Origin of the sequence: Gaetbulibacter sp. NE (assembly GCF_025548475.1) — a bacterium.
GTDB lineage: Bacteria > Bacteroidota > Bacteroidia > Flavobacteriales > Flavobacteriaceae > Gaetbulibacter_B > Gaetbulibacter_B jejuensis.
Genome location: NZ_JAOQHY010000010.1, coordinates 25,443 through 46,882, shown reverse-complemented (window position 1 = coordinate 46,882; position 21,440 = coordinate 25,443). Strand labels below are relative to the sequence as shown.

At 33.5% G+C, this 21,440-nt stretch carries 23 protein-coding genes; 3 read left to right on the top strand and 20 right to left on the bottom strand.

Annotation, left to right across the window (positions count from 1 at the left end):
• Positions 1-46: 46 nt before the first annotated feature.
• From OD803_RS11975 to OD803_RS11920, 12 genes are all read right to left on the bottom strand, one after another.
• Entirely contained in the window at positions 47-985 is a 939-nt protein-coding gene (locus OD803_RS11975; protein ID WP_262733575.1) for a DUF3078 domain-containing protein, read from the bottom strand.
• A 73-nt stretch (positions 986-1,058) separates the two neighbouring features.
• Positions 1,059-1,571 (bottom strand): DUF2480 family protein, encoded by a 513-nt coding sequence (locus OD803_RS11970; RefSeq protein WP_262733574.1) that lies wholly within the window; start codon positions 1,569-1,571, stop codon positions 1,059-1,061.
• 53 nt (positions 1,572-1,624) lie between these two features.
• Positions 1,625-3,460, bottom strand: coding sequence for an ABC transporter ATP-binding protein (locus OD803_RS11965; protein WP_262733573.1), 1,836 nt, complete (start codon positions 3,458-3,460; stop codon positions 1,625-1,627).
• A 13-nt stretch (positions 3,461-3,473) separates the two neighbouring features.
• On the bottom strand, positions 3,474-3,797 hold the full coding sequence (locus tag OD803_RS11960) for a DUF59 domain-containing protein (protein ID WP_262733572.1): 324 nt from the start codon (positions 3,795-3,797) through the stop codon (positions 3,474-3,476).
• 1 nt (position 3,798) lies between these two features.
• Positions 3,799-4,221, bottom strand: a complete 423-nt coding sequence (locus tag OD803_RS11955) for a SufE family protein (protein WP_262733571.1) — start codon at positions 4,219-4,221, stop codon at positions 3,799-3,801.
• 46 nt (positions 4,222-4,267) lie between these two features.
• Positions 4,268-5,086, bottom strand: coding sequence for an META domain-containing protein (locus tag OD803_RS11950; protein ID WP_262733570.1), 819 nt, complete (start codon positions 5,084-5,086; stop codon positions 4,268-4,270).
• A gap of 54 nt (positions 5,087-5,140) precedes the next feature.
• Positions 5,141-6,358 carry an aminotransferase class V-fold PLP-dependent enzyme gene (locus OD803_RS11945; protein ID WP_262733569.1) on the bottom strand — a complete coding sequence of 406 codons (1,218 nt, stop codon included), beginning with the start codon at positions 6,356-6,358 and terminating at the stop codon, positions 5,141-5,143.
• 6 nt (positions 6,359-6,364) lie between these two features.
• Positions 6,365-7,678, bottom strand: a complete 1,314-nt coding sequence (gene sufD, locus OD803_RS11940; protein ID WP_134198237.1) for a Fe-S cluster assembly protein SufD — start codon at positions 7,676-7,678, stop codon at positions 6,365-6,367.
• Between the two features lie 66 nt (positions 7,679-7,744).
• Positions 7,745-8,497, bottom strand: a complete 753-nt coding sequence (gene sufC, locus OD803_RS11935) for a Fe-S cluster assembly ATPase SufC (protein ID WP_129759926.1) — start codon at positions 8,495-8,497, stop codon at positions 7,745-7,747.
• Between the two features lie 3 nt (positions 8,498-8,500).
• The gene (locus OD803_RS11930; protein ID WP_262733568.1) at positions 8,501-8,926 is read right to left on the bottom strand and encodes a hypothetical protein; all 426 of its coding nucleotides are present in this window, start codon (positions 8,924-8,926) and stop codon (positions 8,501-8,503) included.
• 17 nt (positions 8,927-8,943) lie between these two features.
• Positions 8,944-10,392 carry a Fe-S cluster assembly protein SufB gene (gene sufB, locus OD803_RS11925; protein ID WP_262733567.1) on the bottom strand — a complete coding sequence of 483 codons (1,449 nt, stop codon included), beginning with the start codon at positions 10,390-10,392 and terminating at the stop codon, positions 8,944-8,946.
• 21 nt (positions 10,393-10,413) lie between these two features.
• Complete coding sequence (locus OD803_RS11920) at positions 10,414-10,743, bottom strand: HesB/IscA family protein (protein ID WP_262733566.1); 330 nt, start codon at positions 10,741-10,743, stop codon at positions 10,414-10,416.
• A 176-nt stretch (positions 10,744-10,919) separates the two neighbouring features.
• Between OD803_RS11920 and thiL the strand changes: the two genes are divergently transcribed.
• On the top strand, positions 10,920-11,972 hold the full coding sequence (gene thiL, locus OD803_RS11915; protein WP_262733565.1) for a thiamine-phosphate kinase: 1,053 nt from the start codon (positions 10,920-10,922) through the stop codon (positions 11,970-11,972).
• On the opposite strand, the gene OD803_RS11910 is transcribed toward thiL, so the two are convergent.
• From OD803_RS11910 to OD803_RS11900, 3 genes are all read right to left on the bottom strand, one after another.
• Positions 11,956-12,189, bottom strand: coding sequence for a hypothetical protein (locus OD803_RS11910; protein WP_262733564.1), 234 nt, complete (start codon positions 12,187-12,189; stop codon positions 11,956-11,958). The genes thiL and OD803_RS11910 overlap by 17 nt on opposite strands.
• 76 nt (positions 12,190-12,265) lie before the next feature.
• Positions 12,266-12,526: a DUF1660 family phage protein gene (locus OD803_RS11905; protein WP_134198240.1), complete on the bottom strand. Its 261-nt coding sequence runs from the start codon at positions 12,524-12,526 to the stop codon at positions 12,266-12,268.
• A gap of 60 nt (positions 12,527-12,586) precedes the next feature.
• On the bottom strand, positions 12,587-13,363 hold the full coding sequence (locus OD803_RS11900; protein ID WP_262733563.1) for an alpha/beta fold hydrolase: 777 nt from the start codon (positions 13,361-13,363) through the stop codon (positions 12,587-12,589).
• Positions 13,364-13,442: 79 nt separating this feature from the next.
• Here OD803_RS11900 and OD803_RS11895 point away from each other — a divergent pair, with 79 nt between their 5' ends.
• Positions 13,443-14,561: a glycoside hydrolase family 26 protein gene (locus OD803_RS11895; RefSeq protein ID WP_262733562.1), complete on the top strand. Its 1,119-nt coding sequence runs from the start codon at positions 13,443-13,445 to the stop codon at positions 14,559-14,561.
• On the opposite strand, the gene OD803_RS11890 is transcribed toward OD803_RS11895, so the two are convergent.
• A complete protein-coding gene (locus OD803_RS11890; RefSeq protein WP_134198243.1) occupies positions 14,558-15,214 on the bottom strand; it encodes a hypothetical protein in 657 nt (218 codons plus the stop codon). The two genes, OD803_RS11895 and OD803_RS11890, sit on opposite strands and share 4 nt — an antisense overlap.
• A 107-nt stretch (positions 15,215-15,321) precedes the next feature.
• On the opposite strand from OD803_RS11890, the gene OD803_RS11885 reads away from it, so the two are divergent.
• A complete protein-coding gene (locus OD803_RS11885) occupies positions 15,322-16,650 on the top strand; it encodes an aspartate kinase (protein WP_262733561.1) in 1,329 nt (442 codons plus the stop codon).
• On the opposite strand, the gene OD803_RS11880 is transcribed toward OD803_RS11885, so the two are convergent.
• The 4 genes from OD803_RS11880 to OD803_RS11865 form a co-directional block, all read right to left on the bottom strand.
• On the bottom strand, positions 16,647-17,648 hold the full coding sequence (locus tag OD803_RS11880) for an HNH endonuclease (RefSeq protein ID WP_262733560.1): 1,002 nt from the start codon (positions 17,646-17,648) through the stop codon (positions 16,647-16,649). The genes OD803_RS11885 and OD803_RS11880 overlap by 4 nt on opposite strands.
• A complete protein-coding gene (locus OD803_RS11875; RefSeq protein WP_262733559.1) occupies positions 17,590-18,687 on the bottom strand; it encodes a DNA cytosine methyltransferase in 1,098 nt (365 codons plus the stop codon). Before OD803_RS11875 ends, OD803_RS11880 begins: the two co-directional genes overlap by 59 nt.
• Positions 18,684-19,895: a DNA cytosine methyltransferase gene (locus tag OD803_RS11870; RefSeq protein WP_262733558.1), complete on the bottom strand. Its 1,212-nt coding sequence runs from the start codon at positions 19,893-19,895 to the stop codon at positions 18,684-18,686. Before OD803_RS11870 ends, OD803_RS11875 begins: the two co-directional genes overlap by 4 nt.
• 98 nt (positions 19,896-19,993) lie before the next feature.
• Entirely contained in the window at positions 19,994-21,286 is a 1,293-nt protein-coding gene (locus tag OD803_RS11865; protein ID WP_262733557.1) for an aminopeptidase P family protein, read from the bottom strand.
• Positions 21,287-21,440 lie beyond the last annotated feature (154 nt).

Genomic DNA, 21,440 nt, shown 5'->3' with positions numbered 1-21,440 from the left:
AAAGCACGCTAGTTAGCGTGCTTTTTAATTTTATATTCAATTTCAATTAGAATTTATAGCTTAATCCTAATGTCCAATAGGTTTGTAAATCATTATCTACATTGCCAAAAGAAGGCTCGTCATCTCCAGATAAAGGATCAAAATTACCTAAAGCATAGTTTAACGCTTCTTGTTTGTTACTTCTTAAACCAAAGTCAAAACCAACACCAATCATTTTCCATAGAGTATAACCAAAAGAGTTTGTCCATGTCCAGTTAGAAAGGTCTGAACTCTTGTAGCTTTGGAACATTGATAAGTTAGATTTAAAGCTTACAGCTCCTATTTGTCTTGTATAGTCTGCTACAATTTTAGCACCAAGAGATGAATCAAAAATTGCATCATTATCAGCAAATACAAAGTTGTAGTTTAAAGGGTGAACAACAACTATTAAATTATCAACAGGAGTCCAAGTAAAACCAACACCTACATCTAAATATCCAGGATCGTTAAAATTGTTTAAAAGTGTCGTTCTGTATTCTAATAATGCAGAAGCTGCTAATTTGTTGGTGATGTTTCTACCATATAAAGATGACAAGTTAAACACATCTGTTGTTGGGTTAAAATCATCATCATCTAAATCAGTATCCTTATCATCAAGTTTAATCCAGTTAAGGTTTGCAGTTAATGCATTTCTCCAGAAATATTTTTCTTGAATTAAATTAGCATAACCGTTAAAAGATACACCTATACTACCTGATGAGTTATTTGGTGTTCCTTGTGCATACCAATTGTTAAAGTTAGAAATGCTTCCTCCAATTGTACCAAAAGCACCTACTCTCCATCCTGGAAGCGCATCAATTTGAGCTTGTAGAGCATTAACTCTACCTTGTATAGCTACAATCGAATCCTTTTTTGCTGCTTGTTCAGCCTTTAGTTCTTCCATTGTTTGAGCGTTAGTTGTAAACGCTACTGTAATTAAAGCAATTGTAAATAATAGTTTCTTCATTATACTTCTTTTTAAATCAAATTTTTACTGTACAAAAATAGTCTTTTTCTTAGACTCAACTTTATTACAAAAGTCACATTTTACCTTTCTTATATAAAGGTACAGTTGAGCAAGCTTCACCATACATAATAGATTTTGCTATAGGTTGTAATTTTGAAATAAGCAATGTGTAAGCAGATTCAGGGATAGGTTTGTTGGCACATCCTTTTATAATAAGAGGTTTTTCAGAATAGTCAGAAACATCTAATTGCGATATGATATCTTGGTAAATTGCTGTTTCTAAAGTCACCAAATCACCAACTACAATTTTTTTGGCATAAGCCGAAACATGTGATGTAATAAGTAAATACGCCCAAGATGGAATTATCGCATCTACCGAACAGGTTAATGCTAAATAAGCATCTTGATATTGTGACCAATCGTGCTCCTTAACAAAAGCTCTAAAATCAAATTCTTTTAAAATAAGTTCTTGAAACAACCAGTCTTTTATATCAAATAACACGCGTTGCCCTTTTGGATAGTAGTCTTCCAAATCTATAGTAACAAGTTTACTATTTGCGACTCTGTTTATAATTTCTTCTGCCATACTACAAAGATAAATTGTTTTACTCGATAATCGAGTGTTTAATATGTTGAAAGCTATTGATAACCTTCTGCCTGAAGTGTAAATAATTCAGCATATAACGATTTGTTTGCCATCAACGCTTCGTGAGTTCCTATTTCAAGAACACGACCTTCTTCTAGAACCAAAATTCTATCGGCTTGTCTAACTGTACTAAATCTATGCGAAATAATAATGCTTGTTTTTCCTTCGGTAAGTCCAATAAACCTTGTGAACACATCACTTTCAGCTTTGGCATCAAGTGCTGATGTAGGTTCGTCTAGAATCATTACTTCGGCATTTTTCATATACGCTCTTGCTAAAGCTACTTTTTGCCATTGTCCACCAGAAAGTTCCATGCCGTTTACAAAACGTTTTCCTAATTGTTGATTGTAACCGTGTTTTAGCTCTGAAATCACATCATTTGCTAAACTTAATTCGGCAGCATTTTCAATTTTTTCTTGATTGTTCAGTTCGTCAATATCTCCAATAGCAATGTTTTCTTTTACAGTAAATTCATACTTAAAGAAATCTTGAAAAATCACTCCAAAAAACTCTTGGTATTCGGCTTTATTAAAGCGATTTATATTAATACCATCTAACAAAATTTCTCCAGAAGTTGGTTCGTAAAAACGTAATAACAGTTTGGTTAATGTGGTTTTTCCTGCACCATTTTGACCGACAAACGCTAGTTTTTCACCAGCTTGTAATGTAAACGAAATGCCTTTTAATATTTCAACTTCAGAACCTGGATACGAAAAACGCACGTCTTTAAACTCAAAACCTTGTTTAATTTGTTTTGGTAATGGCACATCTTCTTTGGTTTTTGAAGCCACAGAAATATCAACAAAATCAAAATAATCTTTAAGGTATAAAGCACTTTCAGAAATACGTGTGAATTTTGAAAAGAAGTCTTGAAGGTTTTTCATAAGCCTATTGAAAGACCCAGAAAGAAACGTAAGTTCACCTAGTGTAATAGCGCCAGAAAGCACACGATAAATGATAAACACATAAGCACCATAATAACTTAATGAACCCAAAACGTTAAACACAAAACCTAAAGCCGAACGTTTTATAGCAAGGGTTTTGTTGAGTTCATAGTATTCTTCTGAAAGATTTTTAAACCGATTTACAACAAAATCTGTAAGTCCAAAAAGTTTTATTTCTTTTGCTGTTTTATCATTGGCACCAATAAATCGTAAGTAATCTAATTCTCTACGTTCTGCTGTCCAGCTTTTAGCCAATGAATATTGTTGTTGACTAAAGCGAACTTCGTTAATAAACGACGGAATTATACTCAACACCAACAGGATGATTAAATACGGTTCAAAATAAATTAAACCTGCCACAAGTGTTGCAATAGAAATGGCGCTTTGTGCTTGTCCTAACACGTTAGACATAAGACCAACACGACCTGTGGTTTGTGTTCTGGCACGTTCTAGCTTATCGTAAAAATCGGCATCTTCTAACAGGCTAATGTTAATTTGATTGGTCTTTTTTATAATAGTAACCGAAGTTGCAATATTATATTCATCACCAAGTAAACCATCAGTTAATGAAATAGCACGACTTACCAAATCTGATAAAATAACTAGGGTAAATTCTACAGCAACATAGGTCCAAAGTTGGGTGTAATCTGTAACCTCTAATGAGGTTTGAAGAATAATTTCATCTATAATGAGTTTTCCAACCCATAAAATGATAACAGGAAGCAATGCGCCAATTAATCTGCAAAAGGCAGCAAGTATAAAAAGTTTTTTGTTTACGTTCCAGATTTCTCTAAAAAACCTAGGAATATAAACAAGCGCATTAAAAGACGACTTAAGATTAGTTTTTTTATCGTCTTTTAATGAAGTAGGCGTACGTCTTGGCATTTATAAAACCTTATTAAAGCATACCAAGTTCTAACTTGGCTTCTTCGCTCATTAAATCTTGACTCCAAGGCGGATCAAAAGTAATTTCTACTTCAGCAGATTTTACTTCGTCTAAAGATTTTACTTTTTCTTCAACCTCTAAAGGCAATGTTTCAGCAACAGGACAATTAGGTGTTGTTAAAGTCATTAAGATTTTTACATCATAATCTTCGTTAACAAAAACGTCATAAATTAAACCTAATTCGTAGATGTCTACAGGAATTTCAGGATCAAAAATAGTTTTTAAAACCTTTACTATTTTTTCACCTAAAGCGTTTGTATCTATTGTGGTTTCCATATTAATTTAATTGTGTTTGGTATGCAACTGCATACATTTTTAATTGTTTTATCATACTTACTAAACCATTAGCTCTAGTAGGTGATAAATGTTCTTTTAGTCCAATTTCATCAATAAAATCTGTATTAGCTTCTATGATGTCTTTAGGATGTTGGTATGAGAATACACGAATTAAAATAGCGATAATACCTTTGGTAATAATAGCATCACTATCTGCTGTAAAAACAACTTTGTCTGCTTCTAAATTGGCATGTACCCAAACTTTACTTTGGCAACCTTTTATAATAAAATCGTCGGTTTTGTATTGTGCATCAATCAGTGGAAGTGTTTTACCTAAATCTATCATGTATTGGTAACGTTCTTCCCAATCATCAAACATTGAAAATTCGTCTATAATCTCGTTTTGTATCTCTTGTATTGTCACAGTCTTTCTTTTATGCAAAAATACGAATAGTTATACAGCTTTTCAATTATTTACCCATTTCGGCAATAGCCAATAATTTTTCAATTAAAGGCGCAACATATTTATTAGGGTTTCCAGCATCAAACGCAGGTGTTTGATAGGTTTTTCCTTTACATTCAATCATTAATCGTCCTATTGGAGCACCATCATATTGATGAGCTTTTGAAGGTGCTTCTAGTGTGTTTATTTTTTCTAAATCCAATTCTTGAATCAATTTATTTAAAGTAGCTAAGTCTTCTTCAGAACACGTTTTTTTAGCTTCTTTTAAATCCATTCCTTTAAGAGTTGTCATAATACCATTTTGCAATTTTAATGAATTATGAAATCCTCTTGTAGTTGCAGAGTACTCAATTATATAATCGCTTTCTTGTGCAACTTTATTAGATTTTGTTTCGGTTTTAGAAGCTTTTAATACCACTGTGTCTCCACTCATAAAACTCAACTCTTCATTTGCAAAAACTAATGTTTGGGTTTTAGATAATGCACTTAATATTTTTCGTTCAATTGCATTAATACTGTCCATACAAAATCGTTTTGTAGACATTAGAGGTCCAAAGGCAATTGAATCATTTTCAAACGTATAATCACCCATAAATTGATTACAACCAGAATATCCTGATACTTTATTTCCTTTATTATCAAAGGAAATGGTCAAATCGTCAGGTAATGTATCGTTTTCATCAATGGCTACTATTTTATAAGTTCCTGATAACGTCACTTTTTCTCTATTTATAGCATTCTCATTACTATTTGTTAGCGATTCTTGTTTAGATGCTCCACAAGAGTTCAATAGTACTAGGTTTAATATGAGTAAAATTAATTTCATCTTGATTGTATTTTGGTTTAGACCATTAATAATACAAAAAAGAAGCCAAAGTTGTTAAGACAACATCTTTTGTGCTTTTTTGACACCTTCTACTAAAGCATCAATCTCTTCTTTAGTATTATAAAATGCAAATGAAGCTCTAACAGTACCAGGAATTTTGTAGAAATCCATTATAGGTTGTGCACAATGATGACCTGTACGAACAGCGATACCTAATTTATCAAGAATGGTTCCTACATCATAAGGGTGAATTCCTTCTAAATTAAAAGAAACAACTGATGTTTTGTGCTTAGAAGTTCCGTAAATTTTAAGTCCATCGATAGCTAGTAACTTTTCTGTAGCATACTCAAGTAGCTCATGCTCGTAATTTGCAATAGCATCAAAACCTATTGCATTCATATAATCAATTGCAGCTCCAAAAGCAATGCCTCCACAAATATTTGGTGTTCCTGCTTCGAATTTGTGAGGTAAATCGGCATAAGTTGTTTTTTCAAAAGTAACTTCAGCAATCATTTCGCCTCCACCTTGATATGGAGGCAACAGGTTTAACCATTTTTCTTTTCCGTAAAGTATACCAACTCCTGTTGGACCACACATTTTATGCGCTGAAGCGACATAAAAATCAACGTCTAAAGCCTGAACATCTGGTTTAATATGTGGACACGCTTGAGCTCCATCAACTAAAACTGCTGCATCTACTTGATGCGCTTTTTTAATGATAGTTTCAATAGGATTAATGGTTCCTAAAGCATTTGAAATATGATTAACAAATACCAATTTGGTGTTTTGAGATAATAGCTTGTCAAATTCTGACATAACCAACTCACCATCTTGGTTCATTGGAATGACTTTTAGCGTTGCTCCTGAGCGCTCACACAGCATTTGCCAAGGTACAATATTACTGTGGTGTTCCAAGGCAGAAACAATAATTTCGTCACCTTTTTTTAATAGTGATGAAAACCCATTAGCTACTAAATTAATACCATGCGTAGTACCAGAAGTGAAAATAATCTCGTGAGATGTTTTGGCATTAAAATGCGCTTGTATTTTCAGTCTAGCTTCTTCGTATTTGTCAGTTGCTTCCTGACTTAGTGTATGAACACCTCTGTGTATATTAGCATTATATCCACTGTAATAATCAACAATACAATCAATTACCTGTTGTGGTGTTTGCGAAGTTGCAGCGTTATCAAAATACACTAATGGTTTGCCATTGACTTTTCTTGAAAGTATTGGAAAGTCTTTTCGTATGTCAGCTACATTTAAAGACATAAACCGTTATAAATCAAACCCAATATTAACGCCTAATTTTTTAGCGATAAGCTTAGTAATGCGTTGTTTTATTTCTGGGATTTTTACCGAATTCAATACATTGTTACTAAATGCATACATTAAAAGCGCTCTAGCTTCTTTTTCTGGTATTCCTCTTGAACGCATATAAAACATAGCACTTTCGTCTAACTGACCAATAGTACAACCATGTGAACATTTTACATCATCAGCAAAAATCTCCAATTGAGGTTTAGAGTTGATGGTTGCTTTGTCACTAACTAAAATATTGTTATTAGACTGGTAAGCATTGGTTTTTTGTGCTTCTTTTTCAACAACAACTTGACCGTTAAACACACCTGTAGCACTATCTCCAAAAATACCTTTGTAATCTTGATGACTTTCGCAATTTGGTTCTATATGATGTACTAAAGTATTATGATCTACATGCTGCTTATCTCCAATAATTGTGATGCCTTTTAAAGTAGAATCTATACGCTCGCCATTTTGGTAGAAATTAAGATTGTTTCTTGTTAGTTTTCCTCCAAATGAAAACGTATGTACAGACACATGACTTTCTTGCTTTTGCTTGATAAACGTATTATCAATTAATGAAGCGTTTTGATTATCGTTTTGTATTTTATAATAGTCAGCAATAGCACGCTTGTTAGCAAAAATTTCAGTTACAGAATTGGTCAACACAGGATTATCTGTAAGACTTTGATGACGTTCTATGATTTGCACATGAGAATTTTCGTCAACAACAATTAAGTTACGTGGTTGCAACATTAAAGCGGCTTCATTTCCTGTTGAAAAATGCACGATTTGAATTGGTTTTTCAACCAACTTATTCTTAGGAATATGAATGTATGCACCTTCACTAGAAAATGCTGTGTTTAGTGATGGTAAACTGTCTTTTGTTGCAGCTTTATTAAAATAGTTTTCAATAACTAATCTGTATTTAGGCTTAGCCAAAGCAGCAGACATTAAACAAACGTCAATACCATCGTGTGTGGTTTGAGACAAGTGTGAAGAATACTTACCATCTATAAAAATAATTTTATAACTATCAATATCGTGGATTAGGTAAGGCTTGATATCTTTATACTCAATAGCATTTTCAGTCTTTGGGAAAAGGCTGTAATCGTGTTTTAAAACACTATTAAGAGAAGTATATTTCCAAGCTTCTTCTTTTTTAGTAGGAAATCCTTTTTGCTCAAATGTTTTTATAGCTTCGTTTCTTATATCATGAATTGGAGAAGCATCTTCTAAATGATCTTCAAAAGCAAAAAACGATGAGACTAATTTATCTTTTAATTCCATTTTTTACAGTTTGCAGTTTCAGTTTGTGATATCAACTACCACTTACTGTTAACTGATTACTGGCATTTATGCGCCAACTTCTTCTTTAATCCAATCGTAACCTTTTTCTTCTAGCTCGTGAGCTAATTCTTTTGGTCCTGATTTTACTATTCGTCCGTTATGTAAAACATGCACATAATCTGGAACGATATAGTCCAATAAACGTTGGTAATGCGTAATAACAATTACAGCATTGTCTTTACTCTTTAACTTATTTACTCCATTTGCAACAATACGAAGAGCATCAATATCTAAACCGGAATCAGTTTCATCCAAAATAGCCAATTTAGGTTCTAACATTGCCATTTGGAAAATTTCATTACGCTTTTTCTCTCCACCTGAAAAACCTTCGTTTAATGAACGTGATAAGAACTTACGGTCAATTTCTAAAAGCTCAGACTTTTCACGAATTAATTTCAGCATTTCATTAGCTGGCATTTCTTCAAGTCCTTTTGCTTTACGTGTTTCGTTGATGGCTGTTTTCATAAAATTGGTAACCGAAACACCTGGTATTTCAACAGGATATTGAAAGGATAGGAAAATACCTTTATGTGCACGCTCTTCAGCAGCTAGCTCATCGATATTTTCACCTTCAAGAATGATTTCACCTTCTTCAACTTCATAGTCTTCTCTTCCTGCAATTACTGATGCCAAAGTACTTTTACCTGAACCATTTGGTCCCATAATAGCATGTACCTCTCCTGCTTTAACCTCTAGGTTAATTCCTTTTAGTATTGCTTTGTCCTCAACACTTGCGTGTAAGTTATCTATCTTTAACATATCTTATTTTGTTCCTAATTTTATAACGTTATTCTCATCTGCTTTAGAAGCAGAAACTTTTAGTATTTCTTTAATCTCGACTCTGTAATCCCAACCTTCTTCATTTTGTGGTTTCGGAATTATTTTTCCTCTAACCTCAACAGTCACATAATCTGTAGCTTCTTTTTTGTATTGTTGAGCCACATCGTTTAGCTCATGCATTTTTTTATCGATAACAACTCCATACACTGTAGTATTGGTTTGAATAACAGCAGCATCAGCATAGTATACAAACTCCCCAACCACAAGTGTCAATCCATCATTTTGCTTTGCTGTTTTACCATCAACATTTTCGGTAGTTGTTTCGGTAGAACTTGTATCGTTCTTAGAATCGTTTTTACATGAAAACAATACTGCAGATACTAAAAGTGCTAAAAAGATTTTTTTCATCTGTTTGTTTTTAGTGTTTATCCAACTGAGCCTTCTAGACTTATTTCTAATAACTTTTGCGCTTCAACAGCAAACTCCATTGGCAACTTGTTTAATACTTCTTTGCTAAAACCGTTTACGATTAAGGCGATTGCTTTTTCGGTATCGATACCACGTTGGTTACAGTAAAATATCTGGTCTTCACCAATTTTACTGGTTGTTGCTTCGTGCTCTATTTGAGCCGATTTATTTTTAGCTTCAATATATGGGAATGTGTGCGCTCCACACTCATTACCCATTAGCAAACTATCACACTGTGAAAAATTACGAGCATTGTCTGCACGAGAACTGATTTGAACTAAACCTCTGTAAGAGTTTTGAGATTTTCCTGCTGAAATACCTTTGGAAATAATGGTTGACTTAGTATTTTTTCCTAAGTGAATCATTTTAGTTCCTGTATCTGCTTGCTGAAAATTATTAGTTACAGCAATAGAGTAAAACTCACCTACTGAGTTATCTCCTTTTAACACACAGCTTGGATATTTCCAAGTAACAGCACTTCCTGTTTCAACTTGCGTCCAAGAGATTTTTGAGTTTTTCTCACACAATCCACGTTTGGTTACAAAATTGAAAACGCCTCCTTTACCTTCGGCATTTCCTGGGAACCAGTTTTGAACTGTTGAATACTTTATCTCAGCATCTTCCATAGCAATAAGCTCAACAACTGCTGCATGCAATTGGTTTTCATCTCTACTTGGAGCTGTACAACCTTCTAGGTAACTTACATAGCTACCTTCGTCTGCAACCACAAGTGTTCTTTCAAATTGTCCTGTTCCTGCTTGGTTAATTCTGAAATAGGTTGATAATTCCATTGGGCAACGTACACCTTTAGGAATGTAACAAAACGACCCATCACTAAATACTGCACTGTTTAATGCTGCGTAAAAATTATCGGTTTTTGGAACAACCGTTCCTATGTGTTTTTTTACAAGTTCTGGATGTTCTTTAATTGCTTCTGAAATTGAGCAGAAAATAATACCTTTTTCTGCTAATGTTTTTTTGAAGGTTGTTGCAACAGAAACTGAGTCAACAACAACATCCATTGCTACTCCTGCAAGTTTCTTTTGCTCATCCAAAGAAATCCCAAGCTTATTGAACGTTTCTAATAATTCAGGATCAACCTCATCTAAGCTTTCGTATTTAGGCTTTTTGTTAGGTGCTGAATAATAAGATATGGCTTGAAAATCTGGTTTTTCGTAGTTTACATTTGCCCATTCTGGTTCAACCATTTGTTCCCAAACTCTAAAGGCTTCTAAACGCCATTCAGTCATCCACTCTGGTTCTTCTTTCTTTTTAGAAATAGCACGAACAACATCTTCGTTTAAACCTACAGGAAAGGTATCAGACTCTATATCTGTATAAAATCCGTACTCATATTCCTTGGTTTTTAACTCTTCTCTTAAATCGTCTTCGGTATACTTACTCATTAGTTATCTCGCTTCAAAAAATTACAGTGAAAATGATTCACCACAACCACATGTTCTATTAGCATTTGGGTTGTTAAATACAAATCCGCTTCCGTTTAAACCTCCTGAATACTCAAGAGTTGTTCCTATAAGGTATAAAAAGCTTTTTTTATCAACAATTATTCTTACACCATTATCTTCGAAAACCTTGTCTTCTTCATTCTGAGCTTTATCAAACTTTAAATCGTATGATAAACCAGAACAACCTCCACTTTTAACACCTACACGAACAAAGTCTGTTGCTGAGTTGAAACCATCTTCGATCATTAACTCTACAACTTTCTTTTTAGCTGTATCTGATACTTTAATCATAATTGTTTTAATTACGTCTAAATTGACTGCAAATATACAATATAAGAAGGGTTTTACCATACAACCTAACATTATATTAGCAAATAGTTGCATAAGCTAAACAGATAACACAGCTGCTTGCTCATTATTTTATAAAATGGCATAAGTATTTACTTCATAATCTTTAAATTTGCAGCATGATAGAAGATAAAAACCAACAACGTACTCCACTTTCAGAATTAGGAGAATTTGGACTTATAGATCATTTAACAAAACACTTTGAGGTTAAACATAAATCAACCATTAAAGGTATTGGTGATGATGCTGCTGTGCTAGACTTTAAGTCTAAACAAATTGTACTTACAACCGATATGCTAGTTGAAAATGTTCATTTTGATCTTAGCTACATGCCTTTAAAACATTTAGGCTACAAGAGTGTAATGGTCAACCTTTCTGATGTGTATGCTATGAATGCCAATGCAACACAAATTACGGTTTCTATTGCTGTTTCTAATCGCTTCCCTGTTGAAGCGCTTGAAGAGCTGTATAGTGGTATTCAAACTGCTGCTGCCGTTTATGGTGTTGACGTTATTGGTGGTGACACCACCTCTTCAACTACTGGTTTAATTATTTCGGTTACTGCTGTTGGGGAAGTTGCAGCTGATGATGTGGTTTATAGATCAGGAGCAAAACCTAACGACTTACTTGTTGTTACTGGTGATTTAGGTGGTGCATACATGGGTTTACAAATTTTAGAACGCGAAAAAGAAGTGTTTAAAGTGAACCCTCAAAACCAACCAGACCTTGACATGTACACGTACATTATTGAACGTCAATTAAAACCTGAAGCTAGAAAAGATATAGTAAAACTTCTAAAAGACTTGGAAGTAAAACCTACATCTATGATTGATATAAGCGATGGTTTGTCTTCTGAAATTATTCATTTGTGCAAACACAGCGATGTTGGTGTTGAATTGTATGAAAACAAAATACCTTTAGACCCTCAAGTAATTTCAACTTGCGAAGAGTTTGATATAGACAGTACAACTGTAGCTTTAAATGGTGGAGAAGATTATGAACTTTTAATGACGGTTTCTCAAGACGATTATCCTAAAATTAAAGCAAACCCAAATTTGAGTGTTATAGGATTTATTACAGAAAAAAGCAGCGGAATGCATTTGGTAACTAGAGCAGAAGCTAAAATTCCAATAGTTGCTAAGGGTTGGAACGCTCTTAATAATCAGGAATAAGCGCTTTTTGTTTTTTGTTGTGAACTCTTCGGTTGTGTATACGCTCTAAAACCGAATTTATTTCTTTGTATTTTGGTGTTAAAGGAATCATTTCTCCTTTACCATTAATGGTCGTTTGTGCATTACAGTTTTTGCACTTGTATTCTTTTACATGATACGTAATTTTTTTAGCTACTTTGTACTCATGACCAAATAAAGAACAGTAGAGATTTTTCACTTGACTTGCTATTTTAGTTATTACTTTAGAGGATTTCTAAATATATGAAAATCAAGTAAAAACTTACAAGCAATTGTTAATATATCGATGAACTGAGTGTTTTTGACTTTAAACGTATCATCCTTCTTGTGTAAATCTCTTCAAGGATAGTATTGATTTCTTTGTACTTAGGCGTAAGCTCAGTTAAATTTCCGTTGCTATTCGTGGTAAGTTGCTTTTTACAGCGTTTACACGTATATTCTTTTACATGTGAAGTTACTTTTTTTGATACTTCATATTTGTGACCAACTATATCACAAACAAGTTTAGAGGCTGGGTTAGTTGTAGTTTTTTTCATGTTATCGAGATTTGGGACTGTTAACTTAGAAAAAAACAAAATAAAAACTGTTTAAAAGCTCTAATTTTCGATAAAATGCAAAATATTGTAAGTTAATTCTTTCGTGTTTTCGATATGACTCATGTGTCCATCAGGAAATTCAACAATTTTTACATCAGAATGTTCAACATGAGATACCGTTGTATTAAACTCTAAAACAGGATCTTTACGTCCAACTATAAGCATTTTGTTTATAGGAAGTGTTTTAAAAAAACTTGTTCTATCTTTACGCGTTTTCATGCCTTCTAATGCTGCAACAACACCTTGAAGCGAAGTCTCCAAAGCTTGTTCTTTAACAAAATCAATTGCTTCTTTTAACGCTTCTCGATTTTCGGGAGCAAACAAATTGGCAACAGACATACTCACAAACGCTCTATGATTTTGTTTAACTGCCTTTATAGCTCTGTCTCTGTTTAACTTACGTTCGCCACTATCTTCTTGAGCGGTAGAATTCATTAAACACAAACCTGTAACATCACTAGTGTAGTTTTCTGCATAAGCTAAAGCAACATATCCACCCATTGAATGGCCAATAAAATTTGCTTGTTCAATCTGCAAATGTTCTAATACAGCTTTTACTGCTTCAGCCATCATTTCCATAGTATGGATATAACCGATACTATCTGTTTGTCCATGACCCAGTAAATCTATGGTTACAACTCTATGGTTTTTGGAAATCTCTTGAGCTAAATTAGTCCACATACTAGAGTTTTCTAAAAAACCATGTAACAAGACTACTGCTTCGCCTTTACCTTCATCAGTAAAGTATAAATTTATGTTCTTATATTTTATTGTCATTATTCTATAAAGAAATGCAAAGATAGTGTTATGGGAGAATACTTAAAACCTTTAATTTTGAACCTATACCTTATTTATTATGAAATCACTTTCGCTATTTGTTCTTTTATCCTTATTAATGTTTAGTTGTTCAAAAACCTCGACCAATCATTTAATAGATAAAAATGCTACTGCCGAAACCATAAATCTTTTTAATAATTTAAAAGAAACTTCTAAAAAACACATTCTCTTTGGACACCAACATGCTACTGAATATGGTCATGGCTGGAAAGGTGACAAGAACCGAAGTGATGTAAAATCTGTTGTGGGTTCTCATCCTGCAGTTATAGGTGTTGATTTTATAAATTTTTCAGGGATTAGCGAACGTAGAACACAACAAGTAATGCATGAATTGAAAAAAAATGTAGAAGACACTTACAATAGAGGAGGCATTACCACAATTGCATGGCATTTTAATAATCCTGTTTCTGGAGGTGGTTTTTATTGGAAGGATTCTATCTCAAAACCTGCTGTAAAATATATTATTCCTGGTGGTGAAGCACATCATGAGTATAAAAATATCCTTAAAAGAATTGGGTATTGGGCAAACAACCTGAAAGGAGCTGATGGAAAATCGGTTCCTGTTATTTTTAGACCTTTCCATGAGTTTGATGGCGATTGGTTTTGGTGGGGAAAACCTTATTGCTCAAAAGAAGAATTTATTAGTTTATGGCAATTTACCGTTAGTTACTTGAGGGACGAATTGGGTGTTCATAATTTTATTTATGCCTTTTCTCCTGATAACAGATTTACTACCGAAGAAGAATTTTTAGAACGTTATCCTGGTGATGAATGGGTAGATATGGTTGGAATGGATAACTATGCCGATTTAGGTCGTGACAGATATGATATAGAAACTGCTGCCAAAAAGCTAAAAATTGTTTCTGACTATGCTAAAGAGAAACACAAACTTGCTGCTTTTACCGAAACAGGATTAGAATCTATTCCTAACACTACTTGGTGGACAGACACCTTACTAAAGCTTTTAAAAACGAACGACTTAGAGCTGTCTTATGTACTTGTGTGGAGAAACGACGAAAACAGTCCTACACATTACTATGCACCATTTCCTGGACAAGTAAGCGAAGAAAATTTTAAAGCTTTTTACAACGATGAGTTTACACTGTTTGAAAACGACCTTAAAAAGATGTACGACTAACTTTTTAGACGTTTGATTACCGAAAAGGCTTTGTCAACCACTTCGTCTTCAACCAAAACCGTAAACTCGTTGGTAGTCGATACAACTTCGTACAATGCGATACCTTCCCAAGCTAATCGCTTAAAAATCTGGTAGTACAATCCAGTAACTTTTGAATTGTTCTCAGGAAGACTAATGCTTATTGCTGAAAGATGTTCTTTTAAACCTAGCAAGGTTTCATCTTTAAAACTTTCTTTTATATAAGCATTTTGTGAACTCGAAATGATAATATTACTCTCTAGAATTCCTCTAGTAAACGCATAAAACACATTACTTTGCGCATCAATATGTTGCAAAACCTTAGAATGACTTAGTATAAGTGTTTTAGAATTTTGAAATGTAAAATCACTTAAATTAGACCTCACAGTAATGTCTCCCAAACTTTCTATAACACGTTTTAATCGTGGTGAATTTCCTAGATCTTTTGGTGGACTATAACGTCTTAACGCCATCATTATCGCTCCTGTTTTTACAGGCTTTCTAAGCATTTCACTTACAGGATCTGCCAATTCTTCTGCCAATGCAGAATAGTTAATTATATTTCTAGATAAGGCTTCTTCTAAAAAAGGTTGCGCTACTAAAAGCTCTTCAACACAAGCTGCAATAGTTTTCATTTTGTTAATTATTTAACAGTGTGTGCAAATTTAGTTTAATTTTTTAAATTTCATGTGTTTAAACTCTTTTGAATATAGCTTTGCTTCAAAATTAATTGAACAAGACTATGCAAGTTTTAAAATTTGGCGGAACATCAGTTGGGTCTATTGAAAATATGACCAACGTAAAAAACATCATTAATGATGGCAACAGAAAGATTGTAGTGCTTTCAGCAATGTCTGGAACAACTAATGCGCTTGTGGCGATTTCTGAAGCTATAAAACACAATAACGTCAACCTAACACCTCAACTTATTGAGAATTTACGCTTAAAATATGTGGATGTCGTTAATAGTTTACTACAAGATTCGCAATTGCATAATGAAGCCCAAGCTTATGTTCAATCAGTTTTTAAATCTTTGTGTCTTTGGGCTAAAGAAACTCATACTGAGTTATTGTATAACAGAATTGTATCTCAAGGCGAGCTTTTATCTACCCTTTTATTCAGTAGATTTTTACAACAGGAAGGTATTAATGCACAATTGATTTCAGCACTCGATTTTATGCGTATCGATAAAAGCCATGAACCAGATAATTTTTACATCAAACAAAACTTAACTCGTTGTATTGAGCAATTACCACAAGCAGACATTTACATTACACAAGGTTTTATTTGTTTGGATTCTGAAGGTGAAGTTGCCAACCTACAACGTGGTGGAAGCGATTATACTGCAACTATTATTGGAGCTGCAATTAATGCTACAGAAGTACAAATTTGGACAGATATTGACGGTTTTCATAATAACGACCCACGTTATGTTGAAGACACGCAAGCCATCTCAAACTTGTCATTTGACGAAGCTGCCGAATTAGCTTATTTTGGTGCTAAAATATTGCATCCGCAAACGGTTATGCCAATTAGAGAGCAAAACATTCCGTTGCGTTTAAAAAACACTATGGCTCCACAAGCTCATGGTACTTTAATCACAAATACTATTCATGGTGAAGGTATAAAAGCCATAGCAGCTAAAGATGGCATTACTGCTATAAAGATTAAATCGGCTCGTATGTTGTTAGCTCACGGATTTTTGAAGAAAGTCTTTGAGGTTTTTGAAAAATATGAAACTTCAATTGATATGATTACCACGTCTGAAATTGCAGTGTCGTTAACTATTGACGACACCTCTCACCTACAACACATCTCAGAAGAATTACAAAAATTTGCCTCAGTTGAAATTGACGACTACAGAACTATTGTTTGTTTAGTTGGTAACAACATTGTGTTTCATCCTGATACACCTAAACTGTTCCAGATATTACAAGACGTTAATGTGCGTATGATTGCCTATGGAGGAAGTAATAATAATATTTCGCTATTGGTAAACACTAGCGACAAAGTAGAAACTTTAAAAAAGCTACAGCGTTATGTTTTGGAGGGGAAAGGTGTGGGAGTTTAATTTTCAAATATTCCTCTAGTTTGATTCGCTATTTTTATATTTCCAATGTTCGGTCGAAGTGTATGATTTTCGGGTATTTGAATTTTATCAAAGGCAAGTTTTTCAAATTTTCTAATTCCAGAGTCAAGTCCAACTTTCTCAAGATATTCCATTTTACTTTCGTTAATTAGAATATCTAATTTTTCATCAAAATATATTAATGAACGGTCATAAGCTGTATGATGTAAAGCACAAAGACTTATTCCGTTGTCAATTTCATCTGTACCTAATTCGTGCGAGTGTGGTACGATATGAGCTGCTTCAATTAACTCTAAACCAATTCCGCACATTGCACACTTGTTATTGTAGGCATCATAAACTTTAATTCTGAAATTTGGGTCTCTTTTTTGTCTAGCGTGTGTAATTGTAAGAACACCTTCTGAAGTATCAAATTCACCATCTGCATTTTGATTGTTAAGATTGTCAGATTGTTCTACAAGATTTTTTAGTTCTAAATCCGAAAGTAAATGAATTGAATTCAAGTTCTCTAGATATAAACCTAAATAGTCAGGAATAAAGCTAATTACAGATTGTCCATTATTGTCTCGGTAAGCTGCGATTTTTTGAATTTTAGCAAGTTTTTGAACTGAAAATCTTGAATATAATGAGATTGTTTGTCTTTGGTTGAACCTATCTCTCATCATAAAAGGATTCCAAGCCGTAAAAACTTTTTCGTCAGCAAAATATCCCAAAACAATAACGTCATTTCCTGAATTTAATGCTGCATTGAAATTTTGTGATTTCGCAACTTGGATTCGGCATTCATCTTGATTTCCTCTACCATCACCAGATTCGTGAACGTTTTTAATTAAAACGTAATATGTTTTCTTATTTATTGAAAATCTGTAAGGATTGTTCCCATCAATAAATGCAACGTTGTCCGAGTAAAGTCTTAAACTATCAATAAGAAGATACCTCAGGTCTTTTCTGTCTAGAATTATTGTGTCTCTTACACTCATAATTATTAAAATATTGTAGTAATAGTTGTTCGGCAAATACATTGGCAAGTTTTGGAGGAACAGCATTACCAACTTGTCTCCATTGCTCTCTATAATTGCCTAAAAAAATATGTTCATCCTCAAATGATTGAATACGCTTAATTTCTTGAATTCTTAAGAATCTATTTTTCCAGTGGAATGGTCCCATATTGTTAGAGTGACTTGCTTGAATTGTCCAAGATGGTCTATCTGGGGATAATTTCAGTAAAAATGACCAATAGCGTGAACGCCATTTAAAAATTGGATTCGGATGACCTCTTTCTTCAGTAAAAAATAAATAATTATCGCCTGGTGGCACTAATTTTAAAAGGTCTTTGTGTTTTGAACCTGCTTGCATTTTATCATCTTCAGGTAAATCAAAATCTATATCATTCAAAATGTCTCCACAAGTTACCCAAGGAAGTGTATCTTTTATTGGTTTTTCTGGGTTAGAATGAGTTGGATTAGGGTATTCGAAATCCTCTAATTCCTTTTTTACTCCAATACAGATAAATCTTTGTCTTGTTTGAGCAACTCCAAAATCTGCAGCATTAATAACTTTATGGAATATTTTATAGCCTAATCTTTCGCTTTCTTCTTCTACCAATTCAAGAGCTGCTTTGTGAGGTTTAAAAACAAATCCGTGTACATTTTCGAAGAAAAAGAACTTAGGTTCTAACTCTTCAACTGCACGGAAATAATTAGAAACGGTTGTAAAACCGTCAATATCATCAATTCCTCTATCTTTTTCGGTTCTATAAAATCTAGATTTAGAAAAAGGCGGACAAGGTGGACCACCAACCAAACCATCAATTTCTTTATGTTTTGCTTTTATTTCTTTAAAGTCAATGTTTACAATATCATCACAAACTACTTCGCAATCATTGAAGTTTACCTTTAATGATTCACACGCTCTATCCCAAATATCAGACGCAAATACTGTTTTAAAACCAGCTTTTTCAAAACCAAAGTCAACACCGCCTACACCCGAAAATATACTTACAATTTTAGGTTTTTTCATATGTTTGAAATTAAGTGTTTAACAATAGCCTCACCCAATAAAGAAGGAACTGCGTTACCGATCTGCTTTTGTATTGAACGTCTTGTTCCAACAAAATGATAATCTTCCGGAAAGGTTTGTAATGCTGCAATTTCGGGAACCCTTAACCTTCTGTTATTCCAATGAAAAGGTCCAACCCAAGGTCCTGGTTGTGCAGCAATAGTCCAAGAGGGTAGATTAGGATGTAGTTTTAATAGAAAACTCCAAAATCTTTTATTTGCTTCAAATTTAGGATTTGGATGTCCGTCTCTTTCTGTTAATGCAAAGTAATTTTTACCAGGTGGAATCTGTTTTAATTCTTCATCATAAGTTTTTCCTACTGTACTTTCTTCAGGTTCAAAATATTCATCATCATCAAATTTTCCAATCCAATCGATTACTCGTTCATAAGGTTTTAAATCTTTATTTAAAAGTAATTCTTTCTCTGAACCGTGTGTTTTAGTTGGTTCTCCAACAATGCCATTTTTTGAAGCTATAAAAAATACCCTTTTTCTTTTTTGAGGTACACCAAAGTCGAGAGCGTTAGCTCTATATATTATAAACTTATATCCCAATTTATCAATTGCTTCTTCTAATTCTTGGACAGCTTGTCTGTTTTTTGGATGAAGTAAACTCTCAACATTTTCAAGAATAAAACCATCAGGATTTAGTTCTTGAATCATTCTTAAATACTGTCCAATCATATTTCTTGGGTCTTCGCTTCCAAGTCTGTTTTTGTGGGTTACCCAATATCCTGCTTTAGAAAAGGGTTGGCAAGGAGGACCTCCAACTAGAATTAGTTTTTCAGGATTATTCTCTTTAATTATTTTAGAATAGTCTAAAGCACTCATTTCTTTGATGTCTTTATGAAAATGTGTTGAATGTGAAAAGTATTTGTTTCTCTTCATTGTTGCTACACTATCTCTATCAAAGTCTAAACTTGAAATTACCTTACTTCCTGCCAATTGAGAACCTACGTCTAAACCACCAGCACCAGAAAAGAATCCAATAGTTTGAATCTTACTATCAATTATCAACTCAATTTTATCATTTACTGTGTAACCACGCTTTTCATATTTAATTCCTAGAAACTCATCTTTCTTTATTTTGAATTCACTTTCAAATAACCTCAATTGAGGTTCTTCTAATAGTAATAAAAATTCTCTTTCTAACTTGTAAGTTACTGCCATTTTAATTAATTATATGTCTTTTTTGATTTTCCTAACAAGGCTCATTCCAGAATAATAAACAAAATTTAATATTTGTTTTAGAAATAACAAAAATAAAATTAAGAATTCATCAACTCCTCAATCTCGTCGGCTTCAATTGGAATGTTCGCCATTAAGTTAAAAGGTTCACCTTGTTCTTGTATCACTACATCATCCTCTAAACGAATACCAAAACCTTCATCTGGAATATAAATACCAGGCTCTACAGTAAATACCATGTTGGCTTGCATTGGTTCGTGCAGCAAACCATAATCGTGCGTATCTAAACCAATATGGTGACTTGTACCGTGCATAAAGTACTTTTTGTACGCTGGCCAATCTGGGTTTTCGTTTTGTACATCAGCTTTATCCAATAGTCCAAGACCCAATAATTCAGAGGTCATAAGTTTACCAACTTCCACATGGTAGTCTGCCCAAATAGTTCCTGGAACCAATAGTTTAGTTGCCTCATTTTTAACACGCAACACTGCATTGTAAACCGCTTTTTGGCGTTCGGTGTACTTTCCGTTTACAGGAATGGTTCTACTTAAATCGCTTGAATAATTAGCATACTCAGCAGCAGTATCAAACAAAATTAAATCACCATCTTTACACTGTTGGTTGTTTTCAATATAGTGTAACACATTGGCATTATTACCTGAAGCGATAATTGGAGTATAAGCAAAACCTTTAGAACGATTTCTTAAGAATTCGTGCATCATTTCTGCTTCAATCTCAAACTCCCAAACACCAGGTTTTACAAACCCTAATACTCTTCTGAAGGCTTTTTCGGTAATATTACAAGCCTGTTGCATGAGTTCAATTTCTATTGGGTCTTTTACTGAGCGTAAACGCTGTAAAATAGGATTACTCTTAGCTACCGAATGTGCAGGATATTTATCTTTAAGCCATTTAGTAAAACGGTCTTCGCGTGTTTCAGTTTCTACATTGGCTCTGTAATGTTCATTAGTATTTATGTAAACCGTATCGCATTGCGTCATGACTTCAAACATAATTTTTTCTAAGTCTTGTAACCAATACACAGTTTTGATTCCGCTAGTAGTAAAAGCGGCTTCTTTAGTTAGTTTTTCGCCTTCCCAAACTGCAATATGCGCGTTGGTTTCTTTTAAGAATAACATTTCACGATGTTTAGGATTGGGACAATCAGGGAAAAGCACTAAAATGCTTTCTTCTTGGTCTACTCCGCTTAAATAAAAAATGTCTCTATGCTGCTCAAAAGGCATCGTGCTATCTGCACTTACTGGGTAGATGTCGTTACTATTAAAAACCGCCAAACTACTTGGTTTCATTTGTGACATAAAATTTTTACGGTTTTTTATAAAAAGTTTACTATCTATTGGGTAGTATTTCATAAGAAAAATTTATTTTTTTATTCCCTTGAAAATGGGAATCTTATTAATATTTAGTTATCTGTCACGCTGAGTTTATCTAACTATTTTTCTATTAGATTAAAGCTTTAGATTCGACAAGTTCAACTAGACAATAACGTTTCTTTTTTTTCAAAAA